Here is a 13,410-nt window from a genome sequence, read left to right as displayed (position 1 = left end):
TCGCCATACACCTCTGCCTGCTCGTTGGTTCGCTGGTTCCCGCACTCTGTTCGAGCACTCGGACACGGCGCAATTCGAACCAGGTTAAACGCAATGTCAGGCCGACGTCTGTTCGCTAGCGCACGAAGCGAGATAGCGGCCCCCGCGCGCCACAGCGTGCGAGGCTTCTCGGATGCGCGATTAAGGTGTCCTTAAGTTCGCTAGCGCACTGAAGCGCGTCGCCCTGACGGCGTAGATTCACTCATCCCAGGTGCATTCGCAGATGCCGCGCGACCCCAGCCAGCGGTGCCGGCAAACCAGAATCCAGTCGATCGGGAGCCCATGCACGCTGGACGAACCGACCGCAAGGCAAACGCCAACAAACGGCCCATAGAAGAGGTATTGATGATGAATAAGCTCCTGACACTGACACTGCTGATTGCGATCAGCGGATTGTTCGGCTGCAACACCATGGAGGGCGCCGGCAAGGATATCCAGAGCGGCGGTGATGCCTTGAGCGATTCGGCGAGAGACGTCAAGAAGGATATGTGAAGCGGCGAGAAGCGCATGCGCACCGCTAGCAACACCAGGAAGCCGGCCATGACAGCCATGGTCGGCTTCCTGCTCGCCGGAGGATCGACCGACACCGCGGCAGCGGCTGGTCGGGGCGCCAGGGATGGTTCGTGCGTCTCTCGCCGCGATGGAGGCGGGGTTTGATGCCGCCTGACTCGTTCGATGCCCTGTTCGCCGAGCTGGCCGGATGGCCCTGGATCCGGGGCGCGGACGCCGTGGGGTTCGCGCTGCTGATCGGCTATCAGCTCTCCATGAGTTGGCTCGCGCGCCGTCACCCCGAGCGCACCCACCAGGGCCGCTCCAACCGGCTGCGCCGGGCCTGGATCGAGGCTGTGCGCGCCGGCGGCAAGGACAATCTGGCGATCCAAACCCTGCGCAACTGGGTGATGTCCGCCACCACGTTTGCCTCGACCTGCATGCTGATCAGCCTGGGCATCATGGGCGTGACCTTCGGCGGGATCGATCTAGCCGATCTGTCGCAGGCGCTGAGCGCGGCACCGAGCGGACCGGATCTCGTGCGCGTCAAGCTGCTGCTGCTCGCCGCCCTCTTCTTCGCCGGCTTCATGTCCTTCCTGTTGGCGCTGCGGTACTACAACCAGGGCAGTTTCGTCATCAATCTGCCGGACGGCTTCTTCAACGGTCCAGCGATCGACCCCATCGCCGAGATCCTCGATCGCGCCGGTCGCCACTACAACCAGGGCACCCGGGTCTTCATCCTGGCCGTGCCCTTCGTGCTCTGGCTGATTGGTCCGGACTGGCTCCTGGGCGGCGCCCTGGCCGCCGTCCTTTTGCTCTACCGCTTCGATGTTCACGACGACCGCGCGCTGGCGCCCGCAACGGCGGTTCCCAGCGGGCTCGCTGTCGGCGCGCCACATGCGCTGCCGGCCGAGGAGGTTCTGAAGGCGCTGCAAAGCCGTCCCGAGGGTCTCTCCGCCGCCGAGGCGACCAAACGCCTCGCACTCGTCGGCCCCAATCGGCTGCCCAGCCCGGCGCGGGCCGGTCCGATCAGACGCTTCCTCAGGCATTTCCACGACAGCCTCATCTACATCCTGCTCGCCGGCGCGGTCGCGACGGCGCTGATGGGCCACTGGGTCGATACCTGGGTGATTCTGGAGGTGACGGTCATCAATGCCGTCATCGGCTTCATCCAGGAGGGCAAGGCCGAGCAGGCGCTGGCGGGCATCCGCAAGATGCTCGCGCCGAGCGCCCAGTGCCGGCGCGATGGCCAATGGGGGCTGATCGACTCGGCCGATCTGGTGCCGGGCGACCTAGTGCGACTGCGCGCCGGCGACCGCGTGCCCGCCGATCTGCGGCTCTGCGAATCGGCCAGTCTGCGCATCGACGAGTCCGCGCTGACCGGGGAGTCGGTACTCGCCGACAAGGGGACCGAGCCGGTGGACCAGACGGCCGGGATCGGCGACCGGCGGGGGATGGCCTACTCGGGCACCCTGGTCGCGGGCGGCGCCGGGCTGGGGGTCGTCACGGGCACCGGGCCGACCACGGAGATTGGGCGCATCGGCCGCCTGATCGCGGAGGTGGAGACGCTGGCCACCCCGCTAACCCGGCAGATGGCCGCCTTCGGTCGGGTGCTCTCCTTCGTGATCCTCGTCATGGCGGCGGGGATGTTCCTGATCGGTTGGTGGCTGCACGACTTCCCACTGGGCGAGCTGGTCATGGCCGCCATCGGTTTTGCTGTCGCCGCGATCCCGGAAGGTCTGCCAGCGGTCCTGACCATCACCTTGGCGCTGGGCGTGCAGCGGATGGCGCGACGCAATGCCATCACCCGCCGGCTCCCGGCGGTGGAGACCCTGGGCTCGGTCACCGTGATTTGCACCGACAAGACCGGCACCCTTACCCGCAACGAGATGACCGCGCGGCATCTGGTCACCCGCGTCGCTCACTACGAAGCGACGGGGATCGGCTATGCCCCGGACGGCGAGATTCGCTTCAATAAGCACCCCGTTGCGCTCGCGCAAACCCCGGACCTCCAGGCCCTGGTCGAGGTCATGGCCCGCTGCAACGATGCCCACATCGCCGAGGAAGACGGCCACTGGACGGTGATCGGGGAGCCGACCGAGGGCGCGCTGCGTACCCTCGCGCACAAGGCCGGTTTCGCGTCGGGCGACTCCCAGCGCCTGGCGGTCATCCCCTTCGATTCGACCCGCAAGCTCATGGCGACGCTCGACCAGAGGCCGGAGCCAGCGCCAGGACCGGCGCTGCGGATGCTGGTCAAGGGCGCGCCCGGTCCAGTGCTGCGGCTCTGCGCCGAACAGCGGGGCGTCGACGGCGGCCGCGAGCCGCTGGAGTTGGCGTTCTGGGAGGACCAGATCGCCTCACTCAGCGCTGAGGGGCTGCGCGTGCTCGCCGCCGCCGTGGGTGCCGCCGCGGACGACAAGAGCGACCTCACGCCCGCCGATCTCGATGGCGGGCTGCTGTTCCTGGGGCTGGTCGGCATCCTCGACCCGCCGCGCCCGGAGGCGGTCGCCGCGATCGCCGCCTTCCGACAGGCCGGCATCCGGGTCAAGATGATTACCGGCGATCATCCCGGCACCGCGATCGCCATCGCGCGGGAGATGGGCATTGGCAACGGTCACCGCGCCGTCACCGGGGCCGAGCTGGAGGCCGCCGACGAGGCGGCGTTGCGCCGGATCGTCCAGGATCATGACGTCTTCGCCCGCACCAGCCCGGAGCACAAGCTGCGTCTGGTGCAGGCACTCCAGGCCAATGGCGAGGTGGTGGCCATGACCGGCGACGGGGTCAACGACGCCCCCGCGCTCAAGCGCGCCGATGTCGGCGTGTCCATGGGCATCAAGGGGACAGAAGCGACCAAGGAGGCGGCCGCCATCGTGCTGGCCGACGACAACTTCGCCTCGATCGAGCAGGCGGTGGAGCAGGGCCGCACCATCTACGACAACCTGCGCAAATCCATCCTCTTCCTGCTGCCAACCAATGGCGCCCAGGCGCTGGTCATCCTGGTCGCGGTGCTGTTCGGCTTCGCGCTGCCGCTCTCGCCGGTGCAGATCCTCTGGGTCAATCTGGTGGTCGCCGTGACCCTCTCGCTCGCGCTCGCCTTCGAGCCCGCCGAGCCGGGGCTGATGCAGCGCCCGCCGCGCCGACCCGATGCGCCCATCCTCGGCGGTTGGTTGCTATGGCGCATGGTCCTGGTCTCGCTGCTGATCGGCGCGGCCACCATCGCTGTCTTCCTTTTCGAGCAGGGCCAGGGCTATCCCATCGCTTCGGCGCAAACCATGGCCGTCAACACCCTGGTGCTCGGGCAGGTCTTCTTTCTCTTCAACTGCCGCTCGCTCTACGAAACGAGCTTGAGGCCGCGTCTGTGGCTGACCAACCCGGCGGTCTGGATCGCGGTCGGCGTGCTCGCCCTGTTGCAAGCCCTGTTCGTCTATGCGCCCTTCATGAACGCCTGGTTCCACACCGCTCCGCTGGCCGCCCGCGATTGGCTGCTGCCGGTCGGGCTCGGCGCGGGGATCTTCCTGCTGGTCGAGATCGAGAAGGCGATCGGCTGGTGGTTTGCGCGCCGTTCGGGGCGTCCCGCGCACGTCATCGCCCCTGACCCGAACAGGAGAAGGGACAACGCGGAGCCTGTCTAAATCCACTTTTCTCAGGACTTCCCGTCCGCCCCGAGGCGGACGGAAGGACCGGAATCGCGGCTCGATCCCAACCGATCCCGCCACGGACCGATCCGGCACGGAGGCCACCATCCATCGTCAACCATTGGAGCATTCGTGATGAATTTCGATTACACCAAACCCAACGTCGGCAACACCGATCGTCTGATTCGCGCCATCGTCGGCGTCCTTCTGATCCTCGCCATCTTTCGCGGTAGCTGGATTGGTGGACTCCTCGGCACGGTGCTGCTCGTCACCGCTTATTTCCGCTTCTGCCCGGTCTACACCTTCTTCGATTTCAGCTCCAACAAGGACGTGACGCCCGTGAGCAAATAGGCCAGGAGGCCGCCTACCGAGCGGGCCGCCAGGCCCGGCGGTGGGCTTCGTTGTGCCTCTGACGCTGTGCAAATTCGGGCGCATTGACATCGGTGCTCCGCCGTTGGCTCTCGTGCAACCCGATCAGACGTCCCACATCACGTTTTCGTGCTGCGCGGCAGCGGCCGTGAGCAGCTCGATCAGGGGCAATGCCCGATGGGCAAGGCTGACGTGCTCGCCTTCCTCTCCGTCACTCACTGAGTTGTTGGCTGGATCCAGAGGCGCGTCCGGTTGCGCCTGGACGGCCGCCTTCAGATGCGCCAGTGCGGCCGGCACATCGTCGGCCATCAGGGCGCCGGGCACGCGTCCGCTCTGCCCCATCAGCTTGAGCAAGGCGATGGCGACATCCCCGAACATGGTGATGCTGGCGTAGGCTTTGGTTTCGAACGTGATCAACATGGTTTCCTCACTCCTGTCTTGATGATTGATTTAACGTAAAAAAGCCGTCAGCCGTCAGCGACCAGCTTCCAGCCGTTGTTGTGCCAAGGTTTTCGCTGATCGAAGCCGTCTCCCGTTAGGTGAGTCCCCGCACGCGAGGCGCGATGGCCAAGTGTCTGATTCAAACAAGCTGGCCGCTGAAGGCTGGAAGCTGACAGCTCTTTTTTAACACCGTTTTGCTGTTCGCCGCGATCCGGCGAGTGCCTCGAAGCCGGCGATGACATCGAACAGCTCCGCGTCGATGGCGCTTTGGCGCAGTTGGTGGAAGGTTCCGTTCAGCGTTTCCAGCAACTCTTCGATGTTCTTGTCGGCGCGCTGCATCGCGGCGAGACGGCTGGCGTTCTCGCTGGCCAGGGATTCGGCACAGGCCCGAAAGAGCGAGACGAACAGATGCTCGCGGATGAGTGCCCGCAGGGTTCCGTTAGCGGCTCCGGTGTCGCCCCCGATGATCTCGGGCAGGTTGTTCGTCGGCCAGGGGGCTTCGGCCAGCGAGCGCCGCCAGGGCGCGTCCAACGGCAGCAGTCGCTGCGCGACGGGCGCATAGACCGCCGCCGGGTCGGGTCTGTTGTAGACAAGATACAGGCTGGGTAGCGCGCGGCGAAACCCATCGTCCGTCTCGATCGCCGTCAGAATCTCTCCAATCAGCGGGGTAATGCCCGCGGCCGAACTCGGCACCTTGAAGCGGCCGACCACTGGCAGCCCCGCGTCCGCCAAACGCGCCTGTACCCGCTCGCCGACCGCCCACACCTGCGCCCGTCTCCCGGGTCGATCCCACGGCGGATCGGTCAGCCCTTCCAGCGTCTTCACCGCCTGCTCGGCCACCAGATCATTGAACTGGCCCACCAGTCCCTGATCGGAGCCAAACACAACCGCGCCAATGTCGCCCGTCGCGGCGCCTTTGGCATCGCCAGCCACGACCTCCGCGTGGCCGATGCCCCGGAAGCAGACGCTCAAGCCCAGCTCCACGGTGCGCGCGTAGTCGCCCAAGGCAAGCACCGATTGCTCGTACTGAACGATGCTCGACGCGGCCAGCGATTTCATGGTGCGGACCACGGCCTGGAGGTCGCCGGCGCTCCCGATTTTGTGGCGCAGGCTGGCGGCGGTGTCGCTCATGGCGCGTCCGGCGGTGTCGCCTCCTCTGGGAGTGGTTCGGCCTGGTGATGGCGCTGATCGCGCAACCGACCGAGAATGCTCTCGACTGCGCCGGTCAACTTCTCCGCGGCACCCTTGACGGCCTGGTCCATGGTCGCCGCCTGATGCGTGATGGCGATCGGCTGGCGACCTTCCAGACGGGCTTCCATCATGCAACGCTGGTCGTGCTGCCCGCGCTTGTCGCCGTTCTCATCGCTGAGGTGGACCTCCACACGCGTGATGCGATCGCTGACATGACTCAGCGCCTGTTCCACGACGCCACTGGCCCAAGTGGCCAGGCGCTCGTGCCCTTCGGTATGACGATCGGTATTGACTTGGATCTGCATGCTGTTCTCCTCATCCTGACTCAGTGTTGGTTGCTCCGGACGATTCGCACTAACCTCCCGGTTTGGGCTCGGACTCCGGCTGTGGCTGGAATCCGGCCAGCGCCGCGCGCCCGATCTCGACGATGGTTCGACGATCCGCGTCGCTCAAGGCATCGGCGTTGACCAACCGATCAACGATCTCCTCCTGAATCTGTGTCGCCGCTTCCTGCACCGCCCGTTCGGCCTCGGGCATCCGCGCCAGCGCCACCGCGTCGAAGAGTCCGGCGGTCAGGGCCAGCAGGATGGCGATCTGCGCGGGCATCGACACCGGGGCGAATTCCGGCTGCTTGAGACAGGCGCGGATGCGTCGCCCATGCGCGATGCGGCTCCGGGTGTCTTCATCGACGCGGGCACCGAAGCGGGCGAAGGTCTCCAGTTCCTCGAATTGCGCATAGGCCAGCTTCAGATCGCCCGCGACCGCACGGTAGGCCGCCCGCTGTGCCTTGCCACCGACGCGCGAGACGGATTGGCCGACATCGACTGCGGGCAGCACGCCCAATTCGAACAGCGACGGCGAGAGATAGATCTGTCCGTCGGTGATGGAGATGAGATTGGTCGGAATGTAGGCGGAGAGGTTCTGCGCCTCGGTCTCGATGATGGGCAGCGCGGTGAGCGAGCCCCCGCCGAGTCCCTCGCGCAGGTGCGTGGCGCGCTCCAGCAGGCGCGAGTGGATGTAGAAGATATCGCCCGGAAAAGCCTCGCGACCGGGCGGGCGGCGCAGCAGCAGCGACAGCTCGCGATAGGCGCGGGCATGGTGGGTGAGGTCGTCATAGACGATCAGCACGTCGCGGCCCTGCTCCATGAAGTGCTCGGCGATGCTGGTCGCGGCATAGGGGGCGATGTAGGTGAGCCCCGGCGCGTCGTTGCCCTCGGTCACGACCACCAGGGTGTAGTCCAGCGCGCCCTGTTCCCGGAAGGTCGCCAGCGTCTTGGCGATGGCCGAGGCCCGCTGGCCGATGGCGCAATAGACGCACAGCACATCCTGACCCCGCTGGTTGAGGATGGTGTCGATCGCGATGGCGGTCTTGCCGGTCTGACGGTCGCCGAGGATCAGCTCGCGCTGGCCGCGTCCGATGGGGATGAGGGCGTCGATGACCTTGAGCCCGGTCTGCAGCGGTACGGTGACCGGCGCGCGGTCCATGATGGGCGCGGCGGGACGCTCGATCGGCAGGCGCGCGCTGGTGGACAGCGGCCCCAAGCCATCGAGCGGGCGGCCGAGCGGGTCGATGACACGTCCCAGCAGGCCATCGCCGACCGCCACGTCCATGACTCGACCGGTGCGCTCGACCGCGTCGCCGGCGTGCAGTTGCCAGTAGTCCCCGAGCAGCACGACGCCGATCTCGTCCGGGTCCAGGTTGAAGGCGATGCCGAAGACCTCGCCGGGAAACGCCAGTAGTTCCTCGAAGCCGACACTGGGTAGACCGGAAACCTTGGCGATGCCGGTGGAGACGCTGGCGATGGTGCCGATCTCGTAAGGCGTGATCTCAGGGACAAAGGTGTCTCTTGCCTGGCTGATGGCGGCAAAGGTCTGGTCGAAGATGGCTTGGAGGGTTTGTGGCATGGGTTAGGGCTCTTGGGACTTCAGAGACTTCAAGGACTACAAAGACTTCAAGGACAGCAAAGAAAAGACTTCAAAGACTCCAGTGACTGCAAGGACCGCTGGGCTTGACGGTCTTTGTTGTCCTTGAAGTCTTTGTCGTCTTTAAAAAGTTTTAAGGACTGCAACAACAACCGAGCCAATCGGTCCCTGTTGTCCTTGGAGTCTTTGTCGTCCTTAAAGTCCTTGAAGTCCTCAACACTCACCGCCCCCTCCCGCGCTGCCGGTCACGCGCATCAAGCCGCGCCCTGGTCATGCGCTCACGCAGCCCGCCTTGTTCAAGAAACGCCTTCTCCAGCGCCTGAATCTGCCGACTCAAGAGCACGCTCGTCACCCGAATCAACCCGATGATGACGTTGGCGCAAATGGCCGGGTCGGGATGCTCGACGCCCTTGCGAAAGGTTTCATAAGTCGCGTTGGGAATACGGTTCAGCTCGCGCAGCCGAAGGGCGTAGGCGTGATCCTTGGGCCACTCCGCGATCCCGCGCACGCGCAGGAAGTCGCGGTAGTCGGCCAGCAGCTCCTCCAGGCTGGCTCGGGCGACATTGGTCAGCTTGATCTCCATTTCCTTCGAGGTACCGGAGGCCATGCTGCCCTCGATGATGTTCTGTTTGCCGGACCGGGCGGCTTGCACCATCTGGTCATAGGTGCGGTCGCGTTTTTCGACGAATCGTTGACAGAAATGGATTGTGGCGTCGTAGACGATTTCGGCTTTTTGATAGGAGAGCAGGTTTTTGTAGCCGCCGTGGGTGGGGATGAAGCCGGTGGGCATGGGGTGCTCCTTGGTTGAAGGACTTCAGGGACTTCAAAGACTTCAAAGAGAAGACTTCAAGGACATCAAGGACTGCAACGACAACTGAATCAACCAGTCCTTGAAGTCCCTGGAGTCTTTGTTGTCCTTAAAGTCTTTGTTGTCCTTAAAAGTCTTTGTAGTCCATGGAGTCCTTGAAGTCATTCACTCTTTGCAACCCCACTCTGCCCATTCAGCAACTCCCCAACCCCCTGCTCCAGCGACCTCAGATAATCCGCAATGCTCCAGCCGATCCGTTGTCCATGCACCGTCAACTCGATCCCGCCAACCAAATCCGGCCCGGCGTCGAACTGGACCGGAACCTCGGTTGCAAAATCGCTGTTGAGCGCCGCCTGGATCATCGCGCGCTGCACCGCGTGCAGCTCAAAGGCACTGCGCACCCGCACCGGCTCGGTTGCCGCCTTCAGCGCCTCGGCAAACACGGCATGCGCCTCGCCCTCCATCGCCCTCAGGCGCTCGATGAAGACCTCAACCAGACGCTCGTCCAGACTGACCCCGGCAAGATCCGTCAGGGTCTTGCGCGCGATCGCGAAGACCTCCCGCCGAGTCCGTTTCGATAGCGCCTGATTGAGCTGATCGGCCTCCTGTCGCAAGGCGTCCTGCCGCTTGGCGCGCAGTGCATCGGCGGCTTGCCGGGCCTCGTCGAGCAGCCGCTGGCGCTCGGCCTTCGCTGCATCCGTCGCCTCGGCCAGGAGCGCCGCACGCTGTCGGTCGAATTCTTCGTTCTTCTGCTGAAAGGTCTCGCGCTCCTGCCGGGCCTCGGCGCGTTTGGCGTCGGCATCCGCCAGCTCCGCGCTGATCCGCTGCTCGCGCGCGTCGATGGCGTCGAGGATCGGGCGATAGAGAAAGCGCTTCAGCAACCACACCAGAACCAGAAAGTTGATCGCCTGCGCGCCGACGGTGAACCAGTCGATGAGCATGACCTACTTCCCGGCGACCTGGGCGATGGCGAGGTTCCAGAAGGGGTTGGCGAAGATGAGGATCATCGAAACCACGAAGCAGTAGATGGCCGTGGACTCGATCATCGCCAGACCGACGAACAGGGTGCGGGTGATGGTGGCCGAGGCGTCGGGCTGCTGCGCCAGTGCGGTCAGCGCGGTCGCCACCGCGCGGCCTTCCGCGAGCGCCGGTCCCATGGTGCCGAAGCCCGTGGTGAGGCCGGCGATGACGATCGATGCCACCGCGATCAGGGTCAAGCTATCCATGGTGTGTTCTCCGCTGAGTCTGTGGGTGTCTCATGGCTTGGCCACCGGCTTGGGCTTGCGTGTGCGCGTGGCGGCCGCGATATACACAGCGGCCAGGATGCTGAAGATGTACGCCTGCACCATCCCGGTGAGCAGGCCGAGCGCTGTCATGAGGATCGGAAAGAGGAAGGGCGTGATAGTGAGCAGGATGGCGATGATCATCGCCCCGCTCATCATGTTGCCGAACAGCCGCACCGCCAGGGCCAGGGTGCGTGAGACCTCGCTGATGAGGTTGAACGGCAGCATCATGACGGTCGGCTCCATGTAGGACTTGAGATAGCCACCCAGCCCCTGGTCCGCGATGCCGAACAGCGGCACGGCTACCAGCACGCACAGCGCGAGTGCGGTGGTGGTCGAGAGCGAGCCGGTCGGCGGCTCGTAGCCGGGGATGACGGTGGCCAGGGTGGCCGCGGCGACGAACAGGAAGAGGGTGCCGAGAAAGCCGAGATAGGTGCGCGCCTCATGCAGGCCGACCTCCCGGATCTGTTGCTCGATGCCGGTGACGAGGATCTCCAGCAGGTTCTGCCAGCGCGAACGGCTGAGATCCCGAGACAGCCGGTGCGTGACCAGGATCGAGCCGACCACCAGCACCAGCATCAGCGCCCAGGTGAAGACGATGGTGGCGTTGAGCTTGAGAAACCCGTACTGCCAAAAGATGATCTCATCGGGCGTCAGACGCATGCCGGGCCTCCTTTGCAACGCCTTGATGTCCAGCGGCTGGGCCAGTCAGTCGCAGGACGAAAAACCGCGCGCCGATCACGCCGACGAGCCCAGCCAGCAGGCGCTCCCATTGGCCGTCGGAGACCAGGTACAGGCCGACCAGCACCAGACTCATCCGCGTTAGCAGGCTGCCCAGCAGCCACAGCGCCGGGCGCGGTGACTCAAGGCTCTTGCGCAGCGTCCACCAGAGTCCGCCGAAGAAGACCGCCCCGAGCGCCAGGCCCACGACCCCGGCCAGCACCAGGTTCAGCGTGTCAGTCATCGCGATCCTCCTGTTCTTCGCGCATCGCCCGTTCTTCCTTGGCGACCCAGCGCCAGGCATTGAAGCAGCCGAGCGTGAGCCCGCCGACCAGTAGCGCCAGCGTCCAGGAATGGGTGCCGGGATGCCGTGCGTCGAGCCAGAGCCCCAGCCCCGCGCCGAGCAGGGTCGGCACCACCACCGACCAGCCGATCAGCCCCATCATGCCGAGGCCGAACCAGACCCCCGGCGTGGGGTCGCGCCGGGCCTTGAGCTTGCGCGCGGCCTTGTTGCCGACCTGTCCGGCGAGGGTCGGAGCCGTGCCCGCCGTCTTTCTTTCTGGAGACTCAGTCATGTTGCAGACTCACGAAACGGTGCAGAAATCCGGATTCCAGTTTCGCCATCACCGAGCGCATTTCCTGCTCGCGTTCGTCCAGGATCAGAAACTCCCGCTCCACCGTCGCGCGCAACTGGCCGAGGTCGCTGCCGCGGATCGCCCGGCGCACCGACACCAGCACCTCAGGCCCGGTCTTGACCAGCACCCCGGCATCCACGGCCAGGTAGACCTCGCCCTCGGCGGCGGTTTCGTAGATCAGAATCCCCGGCGCAAGCGCCGCGACACCATCCAATCGACGTGGCAGCAGCCCAAAGGCGCCATCCGGCGTCTCCGCGACGATGCGCGTCACCCCGGTGACCTCCACAAAAACCCGAAAAGGCAACAAAACCTTTAATTTCATACTGTCTTCTCCTCGTCCTTGCTGTCCTTGTGGTCCTTGTCGTCCTTGTCCTTGCAGTCCTTATAGTCCTTCGCCTTAACCTTAACCTCATCCACCCCCCCAATCATATAAAGCGCCCCCTCGGGCACATCCCTAAACTCATCCCCCAAAATGCGCTCGCAGCCATCCAGCGCCTCAGCTAGGCTCACCAGCTTGCCAGTCAGCCCAGTAAAGCGTTCCGTCGTAAAAAAAGGCTGAGTCAAAAACCGCTCCAGCCGCCGCGCACGCGCCACCAGATTGCGATCCTCTGGCGACAGTTGCTCCAGACCGAGCATGGCGATGATGTCCTTCAGTTCCGCGTATTGGGCAAGGGTGCGCCGGATCTCCTGCGCCAAAGCGTAATGCCGCTCGCCGACGATCCCCGGCGTCGCCATCCGGGAACTCGATTGCAGCGGATCGATGGCCGGATACAGCCCTTCGCCCGCCCGCTTGCGCGAGAGCACGATGGACGCGGAGAGATGGGAGAAGGTATGCACCGCCGCCGGATCGGTGAAATCGTCCGCCGGCACATAGACCGCCTGGATCGACGTGATGGCGCCGGCATCGGTGTTGGCGATGCGCTCCTCCAGCCCCGACAGCTCCGTCCCCATGGTCGGCTGATAGCCCAGACGCGAGGGCATCTGACCCATGAGCCCGGAGACCTCCATGCCGGCCTGGATGAAGCGGAAGATATTGTCGATCAGCAGCAGCACATCGCGCTGCTCGTCGTCGCGAAAATACTCGGCCATCGTCAGCGCCGCGTGGCCGACCCGAAAGCGGCTGCCCGGTGGCTCGTTCATCTGGCCGAAGACCATCACCATGTTCGGCAGGACGCCGGCGTCCTTCATCTCGCGATAGAGTTCCTCGCCTTCGCGACAGCGCTCGCCGATGCCGCAGAAGAGGCTGACCCCGGCGTGGTGGCCGATCATGTTGTGGATCATCTCGGTGAGCAGCACGGTCTTGCCCACACCCGCCCCGCCGAACAGGCCCGCCTTGCCGCCGCGCTCCAGCGGCACCAGCACATCGATGACCTTGATCCCGGTCTCGAAGATCTCGGATTGGGTGGAACGCCGCGCCAGCGGCGGCGGGGCGCGATGCACCGAGCGCCATTCGATCTCGGTGGGTGCCGGCTGGCGGTCGATGGCGTTGCCGAAGACGTCGAACATGCGCCCGAGAACGCCCTTGCCCACCGGCGCCATCAGCGGCCCGCCGCTGTCCTCGACCGACATGCCGCGCGCGAGTCCTTGTGTGGGTGTCAGGGCGATCCCGCGCACCTGCCGGGCATCCAACTGCGCCAGCACTTCGATCAGGATCTCGCCTTCCGCCCCGGCGCGCAGCAGCCGATGGATCGACGGCAGATGCGTCTCGAAGCGCAGATCCACGACGCTGCCGCGCACCGCGACGACCCGGCCGTCATTGGCTGAAGGGGTTTCCTGGCGGCTCATCTGTCAACGTCCAACTGAACCAATGCGATAGGCTTCTTATAGGTGCGCTGGCAACGGCCGTCTGTACGCTGCCGCACATAAGCGTCCTGGCG

15 protein-coding genes are annotated in these 13,410 nt (G+C 65.2%); 3 read left to right on the top strand and 12 right to left on the bottom strand.

Translation table 11 applies throughout. The annotated features are described in order from the left end of the window. Positions 1-384: 384 nt before the first annotated feature. The 3 genes from CCR95_RS19850 to CCR95_RS19840 all read left to right on the top strand — a co-directional run bounded on the left by CCR95_RS19850 (position 385) and on the right by CCR95_RS19840 (position 4,514). Positions 385-531 carry an entericidin A/B family lipoprotein gene (locus CCR95_RS19850; protein WP_201097718.1) on the top strand — a complete coding sequence of 49 codons (147 nt, stop codon included), beginning with the start codon at positions 385-387 and terminating at the stop codon, positions 529-531. 164 nt (positions 532-695) lie between these two features. Beyond that, complete coding sequence (locus CCR95_RS19845; protein ID WP_201097716.1) at positions 696-4,160, top strand: HAD-IC family P-type ATPase; 3,465 nt, start codon at positions 696-698, stop codon at positions 4,158-4,160. Positions 4,161-4,298: 138 nt separating this feature from the next. Next, positions 4,299-4,514 (top strand): YgaP family membrane protein, encoded by a 216-nt coding sequence (locus CCR95_RS19840; protein ID WP_201097714.1) that lies wholly within the window; start codon positions 4,299-4,301, stop codon positions 4,512-4,514. Positions 4,515-4,637: 123 nt separating this feature from the next. On the opposite strand, the gene CCR95_RS19835 is transcribed toward CCR95_RS19840, so the two are convergent. The 12 genes from CCR95_RS19835 to atpD form a co-directional block, all read right to left on the bottom strand. Continuing rightward, complete coding sequence (locus CCR95_RS19835) at positions 4,638-4,952, bottom strand: DUF1840 domain-containing protein (protein WP_201097712.1); 315 nt, start codon at positions 4,950-4,952, stop codon at positions 4,638-4,640. A gap of 204 nt (positions 4,953-5,156) precedes the next feature. Next, the gene (locus CCR95_RS19830) at positions 5,157-6,104 is read right to left on the bottom strand and encodes a F0F1 ATP synthase subunit gamma (protein ID WP_201097710.1); all 948 of its coding nucleotides are present in this window, start codon (positions 6,102-6,104) and stop codon (positions 5,157-5,159) included. Beyond that, entirely contained in the window at positions 6,101-6,469 is a 369-nt protein-coding gene (locus CCR95_RS19825; protein WP_201097708.1) for an HPF/RaiA family ribosome-associated protein, read from the bottom strand. The genes CCR95_RS19830 and CCR95_RS19825 overlap by 4 nt, the downstream gene beginning before the upstream one ends. 49 nt (positions 6,470-6,518) lie before the next feature. Then, complete coding sequence (locus CCR95_RS19820; protein WP_201097706.1) at positions 6,519-8,069, bottom strand: alternate F1F0 ATPase, F1 subunit alpha; 1,551 nt, start codon at positions 8,067-8,069, stop codon at positions 6,519-6,521. Positions 8,070-8,307: 238 nt separating this feature from the next. Further along, positions 8,308-8,877, bottom strand: a complete 570-nt coding sequence (locus CCR95_RS19815) for a four helix bundle suffix domain-containing protein (RefSeq protein ID WP_201097704.1) — start codon at positions 8,875-8,877, stop codon at positions 8,308-8,310. A gap of 179 nt (positions 8,878-9,056) precedes the next feature. Further along, positions 9,057-9,836: a F0F1 ATP synthase subunit delta gene (locus CCR95_RS19810; RefSeq protein ID WP_201097702.1), complete on the bottom strand. Its 780-nt coding sequence runs from the start codon at positions 9,834-9,836 to the stop codon at positions 9,057-9,059. 3 nt (positions 9,837-9,839) lie between these two features. Beyond that, positions 9,840-10,121: a F0F1 ATP synthase subunit C gene (locus CCR95_RS19805; RefSeq protein ID WP_201097700.1), complete on the bottom strand. Its 282-nt coding sequence runs from the start codon at positions 10,119-10,121 to the stop codon at positions 9,840-9,842. Positions 10,122-10,151: 30 nt separating this feature from the next. Beyond that, on the bottom strand, positions 10,152-10,841 hold the full coding sequence (locus tag CCR95_RS19800) for a F0F1 ATP synthase subunit A (RefSeq protein ID WP_201097698.1): 690 nt from the start codon (positions 10,839-10,841) through the stop codon (positions 10,152-10,154). Beyond that, positions 10,822-11,142, bottom strand: a complete 321-nt coding sequence (locus CCR95_RS19795; RefSeq protein ID WP_201097696.1) for an ATP synthase subunit I — start codon at positions 11,140-11,142, stop codon at positions 10,822-10,824. Before CCR95_RS19795 ends, CCR95_RS19800 begins: the two co-directional genes overlap by 20 nt. Beyond that, entirely contained in the window at positions 11,135-11,473 is a 339-nt protein-coding gene (locus tag CCR95_RS19790) for an AtpZ/AtpI family protein (RefSeq protein WP_201097694.1), read from the bottom strand. Before CCR95_RS19790 ends, CCR95_RS19795 begins: the two co-directional genes overlap by 8 nt. Beyond that, positions 11,466-11,855, bottom strand: coding sequence for a F0F1 ATP synthase subunit epsilon (locus CCR95_RS19785; RefSeq protein WP_201097692.1), 390 nt, complete (start codon positions 11,853-11,855; stop codon positions 11,466-11,468). Before CCR95_RS19785 ends, CCR95_RS19790 begins: the two co-directional genes overlap by 8 nt. Continuing rightward, the gene (gene atpD / locus CCR95_RS19780) at positions 11,852-13,318 is read right to left on the bottom strand and encodes a F0F1 ATP synthase subunit beta (protein WP_201097690.1); all 1,467 of its coding nucleotides are present in this window, start codon (positions 13,316-13,318) and stop codon (positions 11,852-11,854) included. The genes CCR95_RS19785 and atpD overlap by 4 nt, the downstream gene beginning before the upstream one ends. Between the last annotated feature and the right edge of the window lie 92 nt (positions 13,319-13,410).

It is taken from the genome of Thiocystis minor (assembly GCF_016653465.1).
Classification (GTDB): Bacteria; Pseudomonadota; Gammaproteobacteria; order Chromatiales; family Chromatiaceae; genus Chromatium; species Chromatium minus.
This window is presented reverse-complemented; position numbering and strand designations above follow the sequence as displayed.

Coding starts and splice junctions, on each gene's coding strand:
- CCR95_RS19835 (WP_201097712.1), bottom strand. CDS start 4,952: ATGTTGATCACGTTCGAAACCAAAGCCTACGCCAGCATCACCATGTTC.
- CCR95_RS19785 (WP_201097692.1), bottom strand. CDS start 11,855: ATGAAATTAAAGGTTTTGTTGCCTTTTCGGGTTTTTGTGGAGGTCACC.
- CCR95_RS19845 (WP_201097716.1), top strand. CDS start 696: ATGCCGCCTGACTCGTTCGATGCCCTGTTCGCCGAGCTGGCCGGATGG.
- CCR95_RS19820 (WP_201097706.1), bottom strand. CDS start 8,069: ATGCCACAAACCCTCCAAGCCATCTTCGACCAGACCTTTGCCGCCATC.
- CCR95_RS19815 (WP_201097704.1), bottom strand. CDS start 8,877: ATGCCCACCGGCTTCATCCCCACCCACGGCGGCTACAAAAACCTGCTC.
- CCR95_RS19840 (WP_201097714.1), top strand. CDS start 4,299: ATGAATTTCGATTACACCAAACCCAACGTCGGCAACACCGATCGTCTG.
- CCR95_RS19810 (WP_201097702.1), bottom strand. CDS start 9,836: ATGCTCATCGACTGGTTCACCGTCGGCGCGCAGGCGATCAACTTTCTG.
- CCR95_RS19800 (WP_201097698.1), bottom strand. CDS start 10,841: ATGCGTCTGACGCCCGATGAGATCATCTTTTGGCAGTACGGGTTTCTC.
- CCR95_RS19805 (WP_201097700.1), bottom strand. CDS start 10,121: ATGGATAGCTTGACCCTGATCGCGGTGGCATCGATCGTCATCGCCGGC.
- CCR95_RS19795 (WP_201097696.1), bottom strand. CDS start 11,142: ATGACTGACACGCTGAACCTGGTGCTGGCCGGGGTCGTGGGCCTGGCG.
- CCR95_RS19850 (WP_201097718.1), top strand. CDS start 385: ATGATGAATAAGCTCCTGACACTGACACTGCTGATTGCGATCAGCGGA.
- atpD (WP_201097690.1), bottom strand. CDS start 13,318: ATGAGCCGCCAGGAAACCCCTTCAGCCAATGACGGCCGGGTCGTCGCG.
- CCR95_RS19830 (WP_201097710.1), bottom strand. CDS start 6,104: ATGAGCGACACCGCCGCCAGCCTGCGCCACAAAATCGGGAGCGCCGGC.
- CCR95_RS19825 (WP_201097708.1), bottom strand. CDS start 6,469: ATGCAGATCCAAGTCAATACCGATCGTCATACCGAAGGGCACGAGCGC.
- CCR95_RS19790 (WP_201097694.1), bottom strand. CDS start 11,473: ATGACTGAGTCTCCAGAAAGAAAGACGGCGGGCACGGCTCCGACCCTC.